At 60.8% G+C, this 15,475-nt stretch carries 17 protein-coding genes and 1 riboswitch; of the genes, 3 read left to right on the plus strand and 14 right to left on the minus strand.

What is annotated here, in order from left to right; all coding sequences use genetic code 11:
• Positions 1 to 855 precede the first annotated feature (855 nt).
• The 3 genes from ACIPY9_RS17950 (at position 856) to ACIPY9_RS17960 (ending at position 3,250) form a co-directional block, all read left to right on the plus strand.
• Complete coding sequence (locus ACIPY9_RS17950) at positions 856 to 1,080, plus strand: hypothetical protein (protein WP_400704164.1); 225 nt, start codon at positions 856 to 858, stop codon at positions 1,078 to 1,080.
• A 255-nt stretch (positions 1,081 to 1,335) separates the two neighbouring features.
• The gene (locus tag ACIPY9_RS17955; RefSeq protein ID WP_400704166.1) at positions 1,336 to 1,821 is read left to right on the plus strand and encodes a hypothetical protein; all 486 of its coding nucleotides are present in this window, start codon (positions 1,336 to 1,338) and stop codon (positions 1,819 to 1,821) included.
• A 145-nt stretch (positions 1,822 to 1,966) separates the two neighbouring features.
• Positions 1,967 to 3,250, plus strand: a complete 1,284-nt coding sequence (locus ACIPY9_RS17960) for an OmpP1/FadL family transporter (RefSeq protein ID WP_400704169.1) — start codon at positions 1,967 to 1,969, stop codon at positions 3,248 to 3,250.
• Positions 3,251 to 3,334: 84 nt separating this feature from the next.
• On the opposite strand, the gene ACIPY9_RS17965 is transcribed toward ACIPY9_RS17960, so the two are convergent.
• From ACIPY9_RS17965 to ACIPY9_RS18030, 14 genes are all read right to left on the minus strand, one after another.
• Positions 3,335 to 3,886 carry a glutathione peroxidase gene (locus ACIPY9_RS17965; RefSeq protein ID WP_400704172.1) on the minus strand — a complete coding sequence of 184 codons (552 nt, stop codon included), beginning with the start codon at positions 3,884 to 3,886 and terminating at the stop codon, positions 3,335 to 3,337.
• A 56-nt stretch (positions 3,887 to 3,942) separates the two neighbouring features.
• Positions 3,943 to 4,065 carry a hypothetical protein gene (locus ACIPY9_RS17970; protein WP_400704175.1) on the minus strand — a complete coding sequence of 41 codons (123 nt, stop codon included), beginning with the start codon at positions 4,063 to 4,065 and terminating at the stop codon, positions 3,943 to 3,945.
• On the minus strand, positions 4,062 to 5,270 hold the full coding sequence (locus ACIPY9_RS17975; protein ID WP_400704178.1) for an MFS transporter: 1,209 nt from the start codon (positions 5,268 to 5,270) through the stop codon (positions 4,062 to 4,064). The genes ACIPY9_RS17970 and ACIPY9_RS17975 overlap by 4 nt, the downstream gene beginning before the upstream one ends.
• A gap of 211 nt (positions 5,271 to 5,481) precedes the next feature.
• The gene (locus ACIPY9_RS17980; protein WP_400704181.1) at positions 5,482 to 6,216 is read right to left on the minus strand and encodes an adenosylcobinamide-GDP ribazoletransferase; all 735 of its coding nucleotides are present in this window, start codon (positions 6,214 to 6,216) and stop codon (positions 5,482 to 5,484) included.
• A gap of 1 nt (position 6,217) precedes the next feature.
• On the minus strand, positions 6,218 to 6,790 hold the full coding sequence (gene cobC / locus ACIPY9_RS17985; protein ID WP_400704184.1) for an alpha-ribazole phosphatase family protein: 573 nt from the start codon (positions 6,788 to 6,790) through the stop codon (positions 6,218 to 6,220).
• The gene (cobT, locus tag ACIPY9_RS17990; RefSeq protein WP_400704187.1) at positions 6,787 to 7,839 is read right to left on the minus strand and encodes a nicotinate-nucleotide--dimethylbenzimidazole phosphoribosyltransferase; all 1,053 of its coding nucleotides are present in this window, start codon (positions 7,837 to 7,839) and stop codon (positions 6,787 to 6,789) included. The genes cobC and cobT overlap by 4 nt, the downstream gene beginning before the upstream one ends.
• Complete coding sequence (gene cobU / locus ACIPY9_RS17995) at positions 7,836 to 8,357, minus strand: bifunctional adenosylcobinamide kinase/adenosylcobinamide-phosphate guanylyltransferase (protein WP_400704190.1); 522 nt, start codon at positions 8,355 to 8,357, stop codon at positions 7,836 to 7,838. The genes cobT and cobU overlap by 4 nt, the downstream gene beginning before the upstream one ends.
• Entirely contained in the window at positions 8,358 to 9,818 is a 1,461-nt protein-coding gene (locus tag ACIPY9_RS18000) for a cobyric acid synthase (RefSeq protein ID WP_400704193.1), read from the minus strand.
• Entirely contained in the window at positions 9,815 to 10,816 is a 1,002-nt protein-coding gene (gene cobD, locus ACIPY9_RS18005; RefSeq protein ID WP_400704196.1) for a threonine-phosphate decarboxylase CobD, read from the minus strand. The genes ACIPY9_RS18000 and cobD overlap by 4 nt, the downstream gene beginning before the upstream one ends.
• Positions 10,809 to 11,717 carry an adenosylcobinamide-phosphate synthase CbiB gene (cbiB, locus tag ACIPY9_RS18010; RefSeq protein ID WP_400704199.1) on the minus strand — a complete coding sequence of 303 codons (909 nt, stop codon included), beginning with the start codon at positions 11,715 to 11,717 and terminating at the stop codon, positions 10,809 to 10,811. The genes cobD and cbiB overlap by 8 nt, the downstream gene beginning before the upstream one ends.
• A complete protein-coding gene (gene bluB, locus ACIPY9_RS18015) occupies positions 11,714 to 12,364 on the minus strand; it encodes a 5,6-dimethylbenzimidazole synthase (RefSeq protein ID WP_400704202.1) in 651 nt (216 codons plus the stop codon). Before bluB ends, cbiB begins: the two co-directional genes overlap by 4 nt.
• Entirely contained in the window at positions 12,361 to 13,656 is a 1,296-nt protein-coding gene (locus ACIPY9_RS18020) for a cobyrinate a,c-diamide synthase (protein WP_400704205.1), read from the minus strand. Before ACIPY9_RS18020 ends, bluB begins: the two co-directional genes overlap by 4 nt.
• Before the next feature lie 10 nt (positions 13,657 to 13,666).
• The gene (gene cobO, locus ACIPY9_RS18025; RefSeq protein WP_400704208.1) at positions 13,667 to 14,278 is read right to left on the minus strand and encodes a cob(I)yrinic acid a,c-diamide adenosyltransferase; all 612 of its coding nucleotides are present in this window, start codon (positions 14,276 to 14,278) and stop codon (positions 13,667 to 13,669) included.
• Between the two features lie 91 nt (positions 14,279 to 14,369).
• Positions 14,370 to 14,735: riboswitch (cobalamin riboswitch) on the minus strand.
• A gap of 172 nt (positions 14,736 to 14,907) precedes the next feature.
• The gene (locus ACIPY9_RS18030) at positions 14,908 to 15,453 is read right to left on the minus strand and encodes a C40 family peptidase (RefSeq protein ID WP_400704211.1); all 546 of its coding nucleotides are present in this window, start codon (positions 15,451 to 15,453) and stop codon (positions 14,908 to 14,910) included.
• Positions 15,454 to 15,475 lie beyond the last annotated feature (22 nt).

The raw sequence follows: 15,475 nt of genomic DNA on the forward strand, positions 1-15,475 counted from the left end.
AGACTCTGCAACCGGGATGGCGACTCAAGAAAGGCATGATAGGCATTGCGGGGGAAAATCGGGGGGACATCACTCTACTCTCTTTCTGTGCAAGATAAACCCTGCCCACCGCCGGTCTTGAGAACGGGACAATCCACAGAAGCTGTGGATAACTCAGTGGACAACCCCCCTTTAACCCCCGCAAACGTAGATGGAATGGGGGCTGCGCTTAAACTGACGATTTTTTCACCAATAAAAAAATCGATGTTTTTCATTGACTTAATAATTCACTACAGGAAATCAAACTCTTAGGCTCGTATGTGACAGTGATGTGGCAGCTAGTGCCGCTAATGTGCACAAATGAAGGTACGCCGACAGATTGAAAGCCTCGTCTGCATGGAAATTTATTTGAATATTCCCCTTCCCATTCACCGAATGTTCCATTAGGATGCGCGCCGTTAGTACCAAGCTGAAAATCAATTCCGGTCGACAAACCTATGTAACAGCCCTTTCTTCACATGAAAGCGATGCCGGTTACAAGAAATCGACCATCTCGATGGTTAAAAGCATGCGCTACGCAATACAACCCGGCAGTTGAACGGGCCACGCGTAATCATGATCTGCATTGACCAGCCTGCAATTGATCAGGATCTGCACCCCGAGCGTCGAACCTTTGCTCCCGTTGTGTTGCCTGCCCTCCTGAGTACCTACCTGTCAGCCCAGGCGCCATACGATAAAGTGCGCTTCAACTGACTGCCTTGTTCCAGTCAGGTTCTTCGCTTAGCCACACCTTGAATCCCAAGCCGGCCCGCGTTTACTGGAATCGTTATTGATGCACGGTATTGATCCGTGCCGTTTCAGGAAACACCTTCAATCATGACCACTCACATCCAGACCCGGGATGCCATCCGCACCCTTACCCACGCCTTCGCCCCCATGGACTGCCTGATACTGGCGGCCCGCAAAGGCTCTTTCAGTTTCACCGTCGTCAACGAGCATGGCATCGCCCGCCACAGCGAACGCCTCTATCCCGACCAGTACTCCAGCGCCGCGCCGCTGCAGGCCGTGATCGAGCGAACCCGCCTGGCGTTGAATGCCTGAAGCCCGCCCAACCCCGCCCCTTCAGGGCGGGGCGTCATACCTCTCCACCGTACCTTCCAGACGCACATTAATTGCGAACCGATCTATCGGATCGGGACCATGACCAGAAACGATGTAAAAACATAATTTTACATCCTGAATATGAGACTACACTTCAACTCGAGCGGCTCAGGGCCGCTTCCAGCGGACCCGATCCGATTCACCGCTGCCACGCATTAGGGTTCGCTGGCCATTATTTTGCGAGCTGACTGTCTTATGGGTATTGCAGCCATAGAATTGTGTCGTCACGTCATTCGCCCCACCCTGGTCTACCTGGATCGTCACAACACCTGTGCCGAATCGCTGCTATTGGGGATCGCCGCCAGCCAGTCATCTCTGGGCGATGCACTGGACAGCCGACGCGGACATGGCCTGTATCAAATCCCGGCACTTCGACACCGACAACTCTGGGACACCTATCTGGCACTGGACCCGGAGCTCGCCAGCCGCGTGCGGGGCCTTGCCAGCCAGCATGCCTTCCTGAGCGGCCCCCATCTGGAACTGACCGTCAACCTGCGTTACTCCACGGCCATTGCCTGGCTGATGATCGAAGCCCAGACCAGCACACTTCCCACTGAAGACGATGCACTGGCCATGGCCAGAATCTGGCGGCAGATATTTCAGCCCCAGGGACGCCTGCGGGATTTTGTCACCGCCTGGCATTCGTGCGTCGCGCCTCTTTATTTATCGCAGCAGGCCTGAGCCAGGAAAAATGAACTTCCGGGAAAACCTCTGAACCTGACTGGATTGTCCTACAAAAATAGCTCTAAACCGGCCTCTTCAGGCTATAGCGCACCACTTAAAATGTTGGTAATTTCCCACCCGTGATCAACAAGGAGTTCTAATAATGAGAATAACGACAAAAGCAATCCACAGGACAACACTTGGTCTGGCCATTAGCCTGGCCTCTTCGCAACTTCTCGCCTCCGGCTTCGCCATCAACGAACAAAGCATCAGCGGCATGGGTACCGGCTTCGCGGGCCGCTCCTCTTCTGCCGAAGATGCCAGCACCGTGTTCGGCAACCCGGCCGGCATGTCCCTGCTCAAGCGCGAACAAGTCAGCATTGGCGCAGCAGCCATCATTGCCAAGACCGATATCGATAACGGTCGCAGCACTTTCGGCGGCAGCAATGACGGCGACATGGTGCCTGTGGTCGGCGTACCGATGGGCTACTACGTCAAACCCATCGACGATCACTGGGCCGTGGGCCTGGGCGTCTATGTCCCCTTCGGCCTGGTCACCGACTATGAAAGCGGCTTCTCGGGTCGCTACTGGGCCGACAAGAGCCACGTACAGGTTGTCACCTTCCAGCCAACCGTCAGCTACGCCTTCAACGACAAGGTTTCCATCGGCTTCGGCCCGACCATCAACCGTATCGAAGGTGAACTGACCTCTTCGACCCTGAACGCCGGCTCGCTAGGCACCAACGACGGCAAGGTCAAGATCAAGGGTGACGATACCGCACTGGGCTTCAACGTCGGCATTCTGGTCCAGGCCACCGACACCACTCGCCTGGGCCTGACCTACCACTCGAAGGTCGACTACAAGCTCGAAGGCAAGACCAAGATCGAAGGCACAAGCTTCAGCATCTTCAGCGGCAACAAGTACGACGCCTCGCTGGATATCAGCACTCCTGAGTCGGTGGACTTCTCCATCACTCAGAAACTGGACGAAAACTGGACCGTCTACGCCGGCAGCACCTGGACACGCTGGAGCCGCCTGGAGGACATCACCGTCACCAACAGTGGTGTTCCTACAGCCCTCGGCGGCTCGAACGGGGCCATCGGCCGCATTTCCGAAGAGCAGAACTGGCATGACACCTGGGCTCACGCCATCGGTGCCTCGTACAAGGTCAACAAGGAATGGACCTTGCGCACAGGCTACTCCGTCGATCAGTCGCCGACCAACAACGTGAACCGTTCTCCACGCATTCCGACCGGTGATCGTCAGATCATCAGCTTCGGCGCTGGCTGGAGCCCGAGCGATGCGATCACCATCGATGTCGCCTATTCGTACCTGTGGGAAGACGAAGCCAAGATTCGCAACTTCAGTACCTCCAAAGGTGCCTACAGCGCTGACTACAAGAACAGCGCCCACGGTATCGGTACGTCGCTGACCTATCGCTTCTGATCCCTGTCGGGCACGCTGAAAAGCCTGCCTGACAACCATGAAAAAGCCCGCGCTCAGTGATGAACGCGGGCTTTTTCATATCGGTCATGGCTTTGAAGCGATGGCCTTTTCGATGGCCGCGATCAAGTCGGGATCGTCAGGCTTGGTCATGCTGGAGAAACTGGCGACCACCTTGCCCTGGCGATCGACCACGTATTTATAGAAATTCCAGCGCGGCGGATTGCTCTGCTCGGCCAGCACCTTGAACAGATGAGTGGCGTCATCACCCCGAACCGGCTGCGGCTCGGTCATGGTGAAGGTCACGCCATAGTTCACATAGCAGACCTTGGCCGTTTCTTCGCCATCCCTGGACTCCTGTTTGAAATCATTGGACGGCACGCCGAGCACTTCAAGCCCCTGCGCCTTGTAGCGCTGGTTCAGCTCTTCCAGCCCCTTGAACTGCGGAGCAAAGCCACAAAAGCTCGCGGTGTTGACCACCACCAGCGGTTTACCGGCAAAACGCTGGCAAAGATCGATGTTTTCCTTCGCCCGCAGCTTGGGCAACTCACCCTGTAGCAAAGGTGGACAGTCGGCCGCCATGGCAGCGCTGCCCATGCTGAGCAAGAGAACGGGGACAGACATCCAGAATCGTTTCATCAAGGCATCCCTACTGTGCTTTTCAGGTCACACGCTACTCTTTGCCGAGCCTGCACTCAACAGGCACCCAGCCCCAACTGCAAGGCTGCCAGCCCGACCTGCTGCCAGGCCCACCAGAGCAGCGCCAATACCGACGCCCCCGTCACGATGGCCGCCAACAAAGGCCATGGCCTGTTCACGCCGCCTCTCCTTGAGGTTGCAACCGGGCCACCGGCCGTTCACGCACAGGCCAGTTCAAGGCAGCAGCCATCACGCTAAGCAGGATGGAGATCTGCCAGATCAAGTCGTAGCTCCCGGTGTGGTCATACACGAGCCCGCCCAGCCAGCCGCCGAGAAAGGCACCCAGTTGATGGAACAGGAAAACAATACCGCCCAGCATCGACAGGTTGCGCACCCCGAACAGCGTCGCGACCGTTCCGTTGGTCAAGGGGACTGTCGACAGCCACAGAAGCCCCATCGCCACGCCAAACAGATACGCGGTTGTCTCGCTCAGCGGAGCCCACAGAAACAGCACAATCACCACGCCACGCAACAGATAGAGAGAGCTCAACAGCCTTGGCTTGGACAGCCGACCGCCCAGCCAGCCTGCGGTATAAGTCCCGAAGATATTGAACAGCCCGATCAAGGCCAGCACGGTGGTTCCGACCTTGGCTGGCAGATGCTGGTCCACCAGATAGGCGGGCAAATGAACGCCGATGAACACCACCTGGAAACCACAGACGAAAAAGCCCAGCGCCAGCAGCCAGAACCCGGAGTGCGAACAGGCTTCGTGCAAGGCTTCACGCAGGGTTTGTTCATTGCCCGGAGACGATGCCGGACGGTCCTTGAGCATGCCGACCAGCGGCAGAATCAGCGCGACCATCCCGCCAAGCACCAGCAAGGCACCGGACCAGCCCAGCCCGCCAATCAAACCCAGGGTACCGGGCAACATGGCGAATTGGCCGAACGAACCTGCCGCACTGGCAATCCCCATTCCCATGCTGCGCTTCTCGGCCGGCAAGGCGCGCCCTACAACCCCGAGAATGACCGAGAAGGACGTCCCGGACAGGCCGATACCGATCAGGATCCCGGCACTCAAGGACAGGCTTGCCGGTGAATCGGCCATGCTCATGAACACCAGGCCCACGGCATAAAGCACACCACCGACGAACACCACCTTCGCCGCACCGAAGCGATCCGCCAACGCACCGGCAAACGGCTGCGCCAGCCCCCACATCAGGTTTTGCAGGGCGATGGCAAAGGCGAAGACTTCACGCCCCCAGCCAAAATCAGCACTCATGGGTGCCAGAAACAGGCCGAAGCCATGCCGCGTGCCAAGAGAAAGGGCAAGAATCAACGCACTGCCCAACAGAATCCAGCCACTGGTACGCCATACCGATGTCATTCTTCTTATTCTCCCTGTGGCTCGATGAGCAAGATTTGCGTGGATATGCCCGCAAATAATTGAAACAGGAAATTACGCCTCGCTGGCCGACCCTGTCAATGAAGGAAATACAGAGCCAGCCCTTCTGTAGGAGCGAATTTATTCGCGAGAGGCCCGTTGAAGCTAAAGAAAATCGATAGCCCTCAATGACGTCTCGCGAATGAATTCGCTCCTACAGGGTGATTGCGAACGCCAGCAACACCGCCACTTCCAGCAGTTCCAGCAGCGCTCCGGCCGTGTCGCCGGTCGTGCCGCCCAGTCGGCGCAGCATCAATAGGCGCAGGTAGAAGAAACAGCCTGCGGCCACCATCACGGCAATCAACCCGGCCCACCCGGCCAGCAGCACACAGGCAACAGCACTGAGCAACAGCACGATCCGTGCATCCCGGCGTGGCAAATGGTCAGCCAGCGCCTGCCCCAATCCACCGGCCCGCACATACGGAGTCGTCAGAAACAACCCCAGCATGGCACTGCGCCCGATCACCGGAGCCAGTAACAGCGCAACGCTGTCATGGCTTTCGATCAAGGCCAGGATCGCGGTGAACTTGAGCAACAGGACCAGTACCAGCGTGACCACTGCGATGGGTCCACTGCGCGGGTCTTTCATGATGCTCAGGGTTCGCTCGCGGTCGCCAAAGCCCCCCAGCCAGGCATCGGCACTGTCGGCCAGGCCATCAAGGTGCAATCCACCGCTGAGCAACACCCAGGCCGTCAGCAGCAGCGCCGCATGCAACATGAGCGGCACACCGCCAAGCACGCTATTCAAGGCCATCAGCAATACGCCGAACAGCACGCCCACCAACGGATAGAACAACAGCGAGCGACCCAATGCCGACGGCTCCGGCATGCCGGGCAGACGAATCGGCAGACTGCTGAGAAATTGCAGGGCGATCCAGAACGGCAACATGTCAGGCCTCCGTCAACACGCCGCCGGCGCCGACATTGATACTCAGCAACGCCCCATGGCCGACCACGACCTGCAACAGTTGCTCGCGAGGCAGGCCCCGCGCCTGAGCCAGCAAGAGGCGCATCACGCCCCCATGACTGACCAGCAACACCCGCTCACCGGCATGGCGTTGATACAAACACTCCACGGCTGCCAGCACGCGTGCCGAAAAGTCCACGACCCGCTCGCCATTGGGTGGCGTGAAAGCGTAGGGGTCTTCCCAGAACAACCCCAGACCTTCAGCATCGGTTTCCATCAGCTGTGCGGCGCTGTGACCTTCCCAGTCGCCGAAATGCAGCTCCTGCAGATCAGGCTCCAGATTCATCGGCAGCCCCAACTTGCCAGCCAGCTCTTCGGCGAAGCGGGCACAACGCTGCAAGGGCGAGCTGACGATGCGGGTCCACGGCCCGGCTTGCGCAACCGCCGCCCGCATCTGCTCCCAACCGGCCTCGGTCAAGGCATCGTCCAGACTGCCGCGCATGCCGCCACCCAGTTCGGTTTCGCCATGGCGCAGCAGGTCAAGGCGCAACGTCATGCCGGGCGATCCGCTACGGCGGCTTCGGCAAAGGTCGCCATGCCGTTGTGCAGCTCACAGGCCAGACGCACCAGCGGCACGGCCAGGGCAGCACCACTGCCTTCACCCAGACGCAGCCCCAGATCCAGCAACGGCTCGGCCTGCAAACATTCAAGCAGATGGCGATGCCCCGGCTCGGCCCCACGATGCCCGAACAGCAGCCAGTCGCGGCAAGACGGATTCAAACGCACAGCGACCAAGGCCGCCACGCTGCAAATGAAGCCATCGACCAGAACGGCGATGCCTTCCTGCGCACAGGCCAGATAGGCCCCCACCAATGCCGCGATCTCGAAACCGCCCAGGCAGAACAGGCTTTGCAACGGGTCGCCCGCCTGCTCGGCGTGCAGGGCCAGAGCGCGCTCGATGACCTGAGTCTTGTGCTGGACGCCCTCGGCATTCAGGCCGGTCCCCGGCCCCACCAGCAACTGAGCGGAACATTCCAGCAATGAACACGCAACCGCACTGGCTGCCGTGGTATTGCCGATCCCCATCTCGCCACCGATGAACAGTTCACTGCCCGCAGCCTTGGCGCGCAATACACTGTCGCGTCCTGCCTGCATCGCCGCCAGGCCTTGCTCGACCGTCATGGCCGGACCCTGAGAGAAATTGGCGGTGCCGGCACCGATACGCACATGACGCACGCCGGGAAAGTCCACCGGTGACACAGTGCCCAGGTCCACCACGTCCAGTTGCGCCGATAACTGTCGGGCCAGCACGCTGATCGCAGCACCGCCGTTGACGAAGTTGTGCAGCATCTGCCCGGTCACGGCCTGCGGATAAGCCGACACGCCCTCCGCCACGACACCGTGATCACCGGCAAAAATCGCAATCCACAACTGATCGGCACGCGGCTTGACGCGACCTTGCAGGCCTGCAAGCTGAACGGCCAGACGCTCGAGCTGGGCCAGCGACCCGGCCGGCTTGGTCAGTTGCTGCTGACGAGCCAGCGCAGCTTCGCGCATGGGCACATCAACGGCCCGGGCAGGCGTGAGCCACCAGGAATTACTCATAATGCGGTTCCTTTCAAGGTCAGGGGCAAGCCAGCCACCGTCAGCACGACACGCTGACAACGCTCGGCAATGGCCTGATGCAACAAACCGGCTTCATCGACATAACGACGGGTCAACTCCCCCATCGGTACGACGCCAAGACCGGTTTCATTGCTGACAAAAATGATTTCGCCCGGCAGGTCGCCCAGGCATTCCAGCAGCGTATCGCGCTCCCGGGACAAACGTTCAGGGTCGTCGAGCATCAGCAGGTTGGTCAGCCACAGCGTCAGGCAATCCACCAGCAGACAATGCCCGACCGCAGCGTTTTCCTTCAGCACACGCGCCAGTTCGACCGGCTCCTCGATCAGGCCCCAGGTGTCGGGGCGACGCTGGCGATGGGTGGCCACGCGTTGATTCATCTCGCCGTCCAGCGGCTGGCTGGTAGCGACGTAAATGACATCAAGGTTCGATTCCGTCGCCAGCCGTTCGGCCAGACGGCTTTTACCGGAGCGGGCACCGCCGAGGATCAATTGCCGCATTCAATTCTTCTCCAGACCGCACAGCTCACGCAGCAGCGCACCATCGAGATGCTTTTCCACCAGATCGGCCAGACGCTCGATATCCCGCTCACGCAGGCCGTGATAGTCGACCTGTTGCACATCCTGCAAACCGGCCCAGCGCAACAGAGCGCTGCAAGCCGCTGGCGACTCGAACAGACCGTGCAGGTACGTGCCAAGAACCTGCCCATCCGCGCTCTGTGCGCCGTCACAACGACCATCGTCCAGATGCACCGCGGCACTTTCCAACGCAGTACCACGGGTCACACCCGCATGGATTTCATAGCCACAGACTTCGGCATTCTCCAGTGCCAGACGGCCGCGCACATTACACAATTGCTTCTCGGCTTCCAGCTCGGTGCTCATGTCCAGCAGCCCAAAGCCCGGGCTGGAACCTGCCGCGCCTTCCAGCCCCAATGGGTCATGCACCTGCTGACCCAGCATTTGCAGGCCGCCACAAATACCCAGCAGCTTGCCGCCATAGCGCAGATGCCGGGCAATGGCGGTCTCCCAGCCATTGGCACGCAGATACGCCAGGTCGCTGCGCACGCTTTTCGAGCCCGGCAGGATGATCAGGTCGGCTGGCGGCACAGGCTGGCCGGGGCCGACAAATTGCAGATTGACCTGCGGATGCAGGCGCAACGGGTCGAAATCGGTGTGATTGCTGATGCGCGGCAGCACCGGCACCACCACATTCAGAACCTGCTCGGCCTTGTCAGTCTGGCGTCGGTCCAGCCCATCCTCGGCCTCCAGATGCAAGTCCATGACATAAGGCAAAACCCCCACCACGGGCTTGCCGGTGCGGGCTTCCAGCCAGTCCAGCCCCGGTTGCAGCAAGGCAATATCACCACGAAACCGGTTGATCACAAAACCTTTGACCCGGGCCTGTTCGCTGGGCGACAGCAACTCCAGCGTACCGACCAGATGCGCGAACACCCCGCCGCGATTGATGTCGGCCACCAGCAGCACCGGGCAATCCACGGCCTCGGCAAAGCCCATGTTGGCGATGTCGTTCGCCCGCAGATTGATCTCCGCGGGCGAACCGGCCCCTTCGACCATGATCACCGGATACGTTGCCCCAAGCCGCTGGTGCGACGCCAGCACCGCCTGCATGGCGATTTCCTTGTAGCCGTGATACGCCACGGCATTCATGGTAGTGACGGCACGGCCATGAATGATGACCTGTGCACCGGTATCGCTGTTGGGCTTGAGCAGCACCGGATTCATGTCGGTGTGGGGCTCAAGCCCGCATGCCTGGGCCTGCACCGCCTGGGCACGACCGATTTCCCCACCGTCGGCCGTTACGGCGCTGTTGAGCGCCATGTTCTGCGGTTTGAAGGGCACCACCTTGACACCCTGCCGCGTCAGCCAGCGGCAAAGGGCCGTTACCAGCGTGCTCTTGCCGGCATCGGAAGTCGTGCCTTGCACCATCAACGTGGTCATGGGGTTTCCTTGCGGTATTCAAGCAGTACATGTTCCAGTCGCACCCAATCGGCCTCTTCATGCGGCAAGCCGAAGCGCACACTGGAATCCGGACCGTCGCCGGCAAACAGGCGCAGCAACACACCCCGCCGGGCACAGAATTCATGAAGTGCCTGCGCCTGCTCCGTGACCACCCACTGGAACAGCGCACAGCCACCCCGAGGATTCAGGTCGTACTTGCCCAGCAATGCCAGCAGCCGCTGACTGGCCTGTTCGCAGCGCAGACGCTGACGGGCCTGCCCTTCCAGATCGCTCAGGCATATTTGCCCGAGCATTCTTGTCGGTCCACTGACCGCCCAGGGCCCGATCTCACGCGCCAGCGACTTGAGCAACCCCGGCTCGGCCAGTACAAAGCCCAGCCTCACACCGGCCAGCCCGAAGAACTTGCCGAACGAACGCAGTACGATCAGGCCGATACGCCAGGTTTCAGCCGCCAGACTCAGGGCCGGCGTGTTGTCCATGAAGGCTTCGTCGACCACCAGCCAGCCACCGCGCTCGGCCAGACGGGTATGCCATTCCAGCAGACGCTCTGTCGTCAGGTGCAACCCCGTAGGGTTATTCGGGTTGACGACCACCAACACATCGAGGCTGTCCAGGAAGTATTCCACTTCATGTTCCAGCACCTCTCGCACCAGAAACCCGCTCTTGCGCCAGGCATGGGCATGCTCGGCATAACAGGGCGACAGCACCCCGACCTTGCAGGCGCTGCGCACCCGAGGCAGGGCCTGGATCGCCGCCTGCGAACCCGGCACCGGCAGCACACGAGGTACGCCGTAATAGGCACAGGCGGCCGCTTCCAGACCATCATCGACTTCCGGCAAACGCGCCCAGGCCTGCAAGGGAATCTCGGGAATCGACCATGCCCAGGGCGCGATGCCTGTGGAAAGGTCCAGCCAGTCCGCCCGATCGATACCGTAATGCTGCGCTGCCGCCCGCAGGCGGCCACCGTGCTCAAGCATAGAATTCAGCTCCGACACACAAGACCAGCAACCACAACCAGACCCCTCGTTGCACCAGTTGCCAGCCACGGTCGATCGATCCGGCATCGGCCGGCGTACCTTCACCCAGTGGCGGGCGCTGATGCAGCTCACCGTGATAAATGGCAGCGCCACCCAGCTCGACACCCAGAGCTCCCGCGCCAGCCGCCATCACCGGACCGGCATTGGGGCTGTCCCAGGTCGGCCCCTGCGTGCGCCAGCAGCGCAAGGCCAGTCGGGTCTTGCCCAGAACGGCGTAGGTCAAGGCCACCAGACGAGCAGGAATATAGTTGAGAAGGTCGTCGATTCGCGCCGCTGCCCAGCCGAAACGCTCGAAACGCTCGTTGCGATAACCCCACATGGCATCCAGCGTATTGCTCAACCGGTACAGCACCACGCCGGGCGCGCCCGCCACGGCAAACCAGAACAGAGCGGCAAACACCGCATCACTGCCGTTCTCCAGCACCGACTCGGTGGCAGCCCGCGCCACTTCGGTCTCATCCAGCTCGCTGGTCTGACGGCTGACCAGATAACCGACCCGTCGCCGCGCCTCCTCCAGATCATCCGAGCGCAGGGCCTGAGCGACAGGCTCGACATGCTCCCCCAGGCTGCGCAGACCCAGCGCACAATACAGGGCCAGAATTTCCACCAGCCAGCCGATATACGGCAACCAGCTCAGGATCGTCGCCAACAGGGTCAAGGGCACCACGGCCAGAAACCAGGCCGTCACCCCATGACTGCGCCAGCCACGGCCGCCCGAGTTGAAACGCTGTTCGATGCGGTCCGCCAAACGGCCGAATGCCACCAGCGGATGCGAACGTTTCGGCTCGCCCAGCAGCGCATCCAGCGCCACCCCGGCAACGCTCAACAGCGCCACACTCATTGACTCACTCCCCATTGATTCTCGTACAGCAACTCATTGAGAGGCCGGGCCTGTGCCCAGCCCTCCAGCACCAGCATGGGCGCCGGATAAAATTCCTTGACCGGCCCCAGGCACAGAATCGCCAGCGGCTTGGCCCCGGCAGGCATCCCTAGCAGGCTGGCCAGTTCCACCGGGTCGAACAACGATACCCAGCCCATGCCCAATCCTTCGGCACGCGAGGCCAGCCACAGGTTCTGAATGGCACAGGACAAGGACGCCATGTCCATTTCCGGCAATGTCCGCCTGCCGAAAATATGCTTCTCTCGATCGTCCATCAGCGCCGCCACCAGCACTTCGGCGCAGTCGCTGATGCCTTCGACCTTGAGCTTCATGAATTCATCGGCTCGCTCGCCCAGGGCTTCGGCAGTGCGTATCCGCTCTTCTTCCACCTGCTGCTGCATTTTCGCCCGCAACGCCGGGTCGCTGATGCGAATGAAGCGCCAGGGCTGCATCAGACCGACGCTGGGGGCCTGATGGGCAGCCTCCAGCAAACGCGCCAGCAATTCCGGCGCAACCGTGCCACCGGTGAAGTGGCGCATGTCGCGACGCTCGGCAATCGCACGGTATACCGCTTCCCGCTCCTGAGGGCTGAACGCTTGATCGGTCATGGTGTGAACAGCGCCGCAACCGCTTGAGGATTGGAAGGGAAATAGAAATGCACGTAAGAAGCCGTCAGACGCCCCTCACGGTACACCGCCTCTGCGCCTCGCCCGCCATTGGGGCTGACGCCACGGGCAATGGGTTGCAACGCCGTGCTGGTCAGGGAGTGGTGATAGGTATGACCGCGCAGCAAACCTTCAGGCAGCTCGACCGCCTGCAAGGCCAGCGCCGCCAGACGGCTCTGCATCACAGCCTCACCGCTCAGCAACCCCACAAGCCCAGCACGTTTGCCCTCGACATCGGTCAGGCCGTCGAGCAGGTACAACATGCCGCCGCACTCGGCCAGAATCGGTTTACCCGCCTGATGATGGGCACGAATCGCCGCCAGCATCGGCGCGTTTTCAGCCAGCGCAACATGGTGCAGCTCGGGATAACCACCCGGTAGATACAGGCTGTCGGCTTCGGGCAACCGGCTATCGCGGATCGGCGAAAAAAACGACAGCTGCGCGCCCATGGACCTCAGCAGATCAAGGCTTGCGCCATAGGTAAAGGCAAAGGCTTCGTCACGGGCCACCGCGATACGCACGCCAGCCAGCAAGGGCTCGACCGGCACCGGGTCCGGTGCGTTGAACATCACGGCGGGTGGCAATGCCACTTCGCAGGTGCTGGCCAAGGCATCGGCAGCCGCATCCAGACGCAGGTCCAGATCATTGAGTTCGCTGGCCTGTACCAGCCCCAGGTGGCGACTGGGCAACTCAATACCGGTTTCACGGGAGAGCGCGCCATACCAGCGCAAGCCTTCGGTCAGGCTGCCTTCCAGCAGCTGCGCATGACGCACAGTGCCGACACGATTGGCCAACACGCCGGCAAACGGCAGATCGGGCTGATAACGTGCCAGCCCCAGCGCCATGGCCCCGAACGTCTGAGCCATGGCCTTGCCATCGATCACGCCCAGGACCGGCACACCGAAGTGACGCGCCAGATCGGCACTGGAGGGCGTGCCGTCGAACAGCCCCATTACGCCTTCAATCAGGATCAGGTCCGCTTCGCCAGCCGCTTCCCACAGTAGACGGCGACTTTCATCGGCGCCCACCATCCACAGGTCCAGCTGATACACCGGCGCACCGCTGGCCCGCTCCAGAATCATCGGGTCCAGAAAATCCGGCCCGCACTTGAAGACCCGGACCTTGCGGCCCTGATTGCGGTGCAGGCGTGCCAGCGCTGCGGTGACCGTGGTCTTGCCCTGCCCGGACGCGGGCGCGGCAATCAATACTGCCGGGCAATGACGCGGCGCTCTCATACGGGGTTACTCACAACTCAATGCCTTTCTGCGCACGAATGCCAGCCTGGAAGGCATGTTTGACCACGCCGATTTCGGAAACGGTGTCGGACAGGTCGATCAATTCGGGTTTGGCGCCACGGCCAGTGATCACCACATGTTGCATGGGCGGGCGGGCCTGCAGGTCGGTCAGTACCTGCTCCAGATCCAGATAACCGTGCTTGAGGGCGATATTCAGCTCATCGAGAATCACCAGGCCAATGCTCGGGTCGCGCAGCATTTCACGGGAAACCTCCCAGGCGGCTTCGGCAGCGGCGATATCGCGCTGGCGGTCCTGGGTTTCCCAGGTGAAACCCTCGCCCATCACGTGGTAACGCACCTGCTCGGGAAAACGCCGGAAGAACAGTTCTTCTCCGGTGCTGTTGCGGCCCTTGATGAACTGCACCACGCCACACTGCATGTCATGCCCCATGGCCCGGGCCAGCATACCGAATGCCGAGCTGCTCTTGCCCTTGCCGTTGCCGGTCAGGACCAGCAACAGGCCACATTCATTGGGAGCGCTGGCAATGCGCTCATCCATTACCGCCTTCTTGCGCTGCATGCGCGCCAGATGGCGTTCGTCACGTTCGGGGGATTCGTTCATCTCAGCTCTCCGCTCGAGGGCACGCGAAAGCAGACGGAAGGACAGCACTGGACAGCACGGCAAGGCCCTGCGCAGAGCATCGCCCGCCGTGATGCTGTTGAGTGGATCAGGCCGGTCTCCGGGCTCATGAGCAGGCATCTGCCTTCACTGCGCGCCTTCCCGTGTTGACAGACACAGTGGCATCGAGCGCAGCCTTGACTCATTTACCGTTGCGGGGGCAGCGCCGGGATCGGCGTTAGGTTTTGTACGTAAAGTGGCTGCGCTCGGTCAGGCGGCGTTAAAAACCGGCTCAGAATGCTCATTGACAACCAGTCAACTCCGCTTCCTCGCCGTTTTTTGCCTTGCCTGACCTTCGCTCGCCGACTTTTCGTACAGAACCTAAAGAACGTCCTCACCGGCTTCCCTGTTTCACTTTGCCAATCGAGGATTGCAAAGCACCTGAAACAAACCGCGAAGGGTAGAGGGTTGGGGTGGGAGCGTCAATCGACACGGCAGGATTGAGCCCTCATCGAACAGCACCGTAGAAGCGAATGTATTCGCGAAACGTCATTGAAGGCTATAGATTTTCTTCAGCTTTACGGGCTTCTCGCGAATAAATTCGCTCCTACACAGCCTGGATCCCCGGCAGGTTATTGCAGCTGTGCGTTCTGTGCCAGATTCGAGGGCTGGATGACGCGCTTGGCGTTGAGGTAGGCCTTTTGCCAATACGGCTTGTCCAGGCTGTCCAGCTTCACCGTGCCACCCGTGGCAGGCGCATGGACGAAACGCCCTTCCCCGACATAGATGCCCGCATGGGAAACCTGCGAGCCGCCGGAGGTGGCGAAGAACACCAGATCGCCGGACTGCAATTGCTCGCGCCCGACATTCGGAACGCCCATCACGATCATGTCCCGCGTAGAGCGCGGCAGAGAAATACCGGCCGCATCACGATAGACGTAACCGATCAGGCCACTGCAATCGAACCCCGAGTCAGGCGTATTACCGCCCCAGCGATAAGGCGTACCCACCAGCCCAAGCGCACGGAACAGTACATCTTCAGCGGCCTGAGAAAGAATCTGGGGGGGAGCAGAAAGCACCGGACGTTGAACCACCCGGGGCTGAGGAGACGGCGAGCTGGCACAAGCACCCAGCAACGCGGCAAGAGAGATGACCGCCAGACGTAACGTAATCGACATAACCACAACAACCTGATCTGGA

The organism is Pseudomonas sp. NPDC089734, assembly GCF_044748865.1.
Classification (GTDB): Bacteria; Pseudomonadota; Gammaproteobacteria; order Pseudomonadales; family Pseudomonadaceae; genus Aquipseudomonas.

Excerpts from the sequence above, each read along its gene's own strand:
- ACIPY9_RS18000 (WP_400704193.1), bottom strand. The coding sequence starts at position 9,818 with ATGACCACGTTGATGGTGCAAGGCACGACTTCCGATGCCGGCAAGAGC.
- bluB (WP_400704202.1), bottom strand. The coding sequence starts at position 12,364 with ATGACCGATCAAGCGTTCAGCCCTCAGGAGCGGGAAGCGGTATACCGT.
- ACIPY9_RS17960 (WP_400704169.1), top strand. The coding sequence starts at position 1,967 with ATGAGAATAACGACAAAAGCAATCCACAGGACAACACTTGGTCTGGCC.
- ACIPY9_RS17975 (WP_400704178.1), bottom strand. The coding sequence starts at position 5,270 with ATGACATCGGTATGGCGTACCAGTGGCTGGATTCTGTTGGGCAGTGCG.
- ACIPY9_RS17950 (WP_400704164.1), top strand. The coding sequence starts at position 856 with ATGACCACTCACATCCAGACCCGGGATGCCATCCGCACCCTTACCCAC.
- cbiB (WP_400704199.1), bottom strand. The coding sequence starts at position 11,717 with ATGAGTGTGGCGCTGTTGAGCGTTGCCGGGGTGGCGCTGGATGCGCTG.
- ACIPY9_RS17980 (WP_400704181.1), bottom strand. The coding sequence starts at position 6,216 with ATGTTGCCGTTCTGGATCGCCCTGCAATTTCTCAGCAGTCTGCCGATT.
- cobC (WP_400704184.1), bottom strand. The coding sequence starts at position 6,790 with ATGACGTTGCGCCTTGACCTGCTGCGCCATGGCGAAACCGAACTGGGT.
- ACIPY9_RS18020 (WP_400704205.1), bottom strand. The coding sequence starts at position 13,656 with ATGAGAGCGCCGCGTCATTGCCCGGCAGTATTGATTGCCGCGCCCGCG.
- ACIPY9_RS17955 (WP_400704166.1), top strand. The coding sequence starts at position 1,336 with ATGGGTATTGCAGCCATAGAATTGTGTCGTCACGTCATTCGCCCCACC.
- cobD (WP_400704196.1), bottom strand. The coding sequence starts at position 10,816 with ATGCTTGAGCACGGTGGCCGCCTGCGGGCGGCAGCGCAGCATTACGGT.
- ACIPY9_RS18030 (WP_400704211.1), bottom strand. The coding sequence starts at position 15,453 with ATGTCGATTACGTTACGTCTGGCGGTCATCTCTCTTGCCGCGTTGCTG.
- cobO (WP_400704208.1), bottom strand. The coding sequence starts at position 14,278 with ATGAACGAATCCCCCGAACGTGACGAACGCCATCTGGCGCGCATGCAG.
- cobU (WP_400704190.1), bottom strand. The coding sequence starts at position 8,357 with ATGCGGCAATTGATCCTCGGCGGTGCCCGCTCCGGTAAAAGCCGTCTG.
- ACIPY9_RS17965 (WP_400704172.1), bottom strand. The coding sequence starts at position 3,886 with ATGAAACGATTCTGGATGTCTGTCCCCGTTCTCTTGCTCAGCATGGGC.
- cobT (WP_400704187.1), bottom strand. The coding sequence starts at position 7,839 with ATGAGTAATTCCTGGTGGCTCACGCCTGCCCGGGCCGTTGATGTGCCC.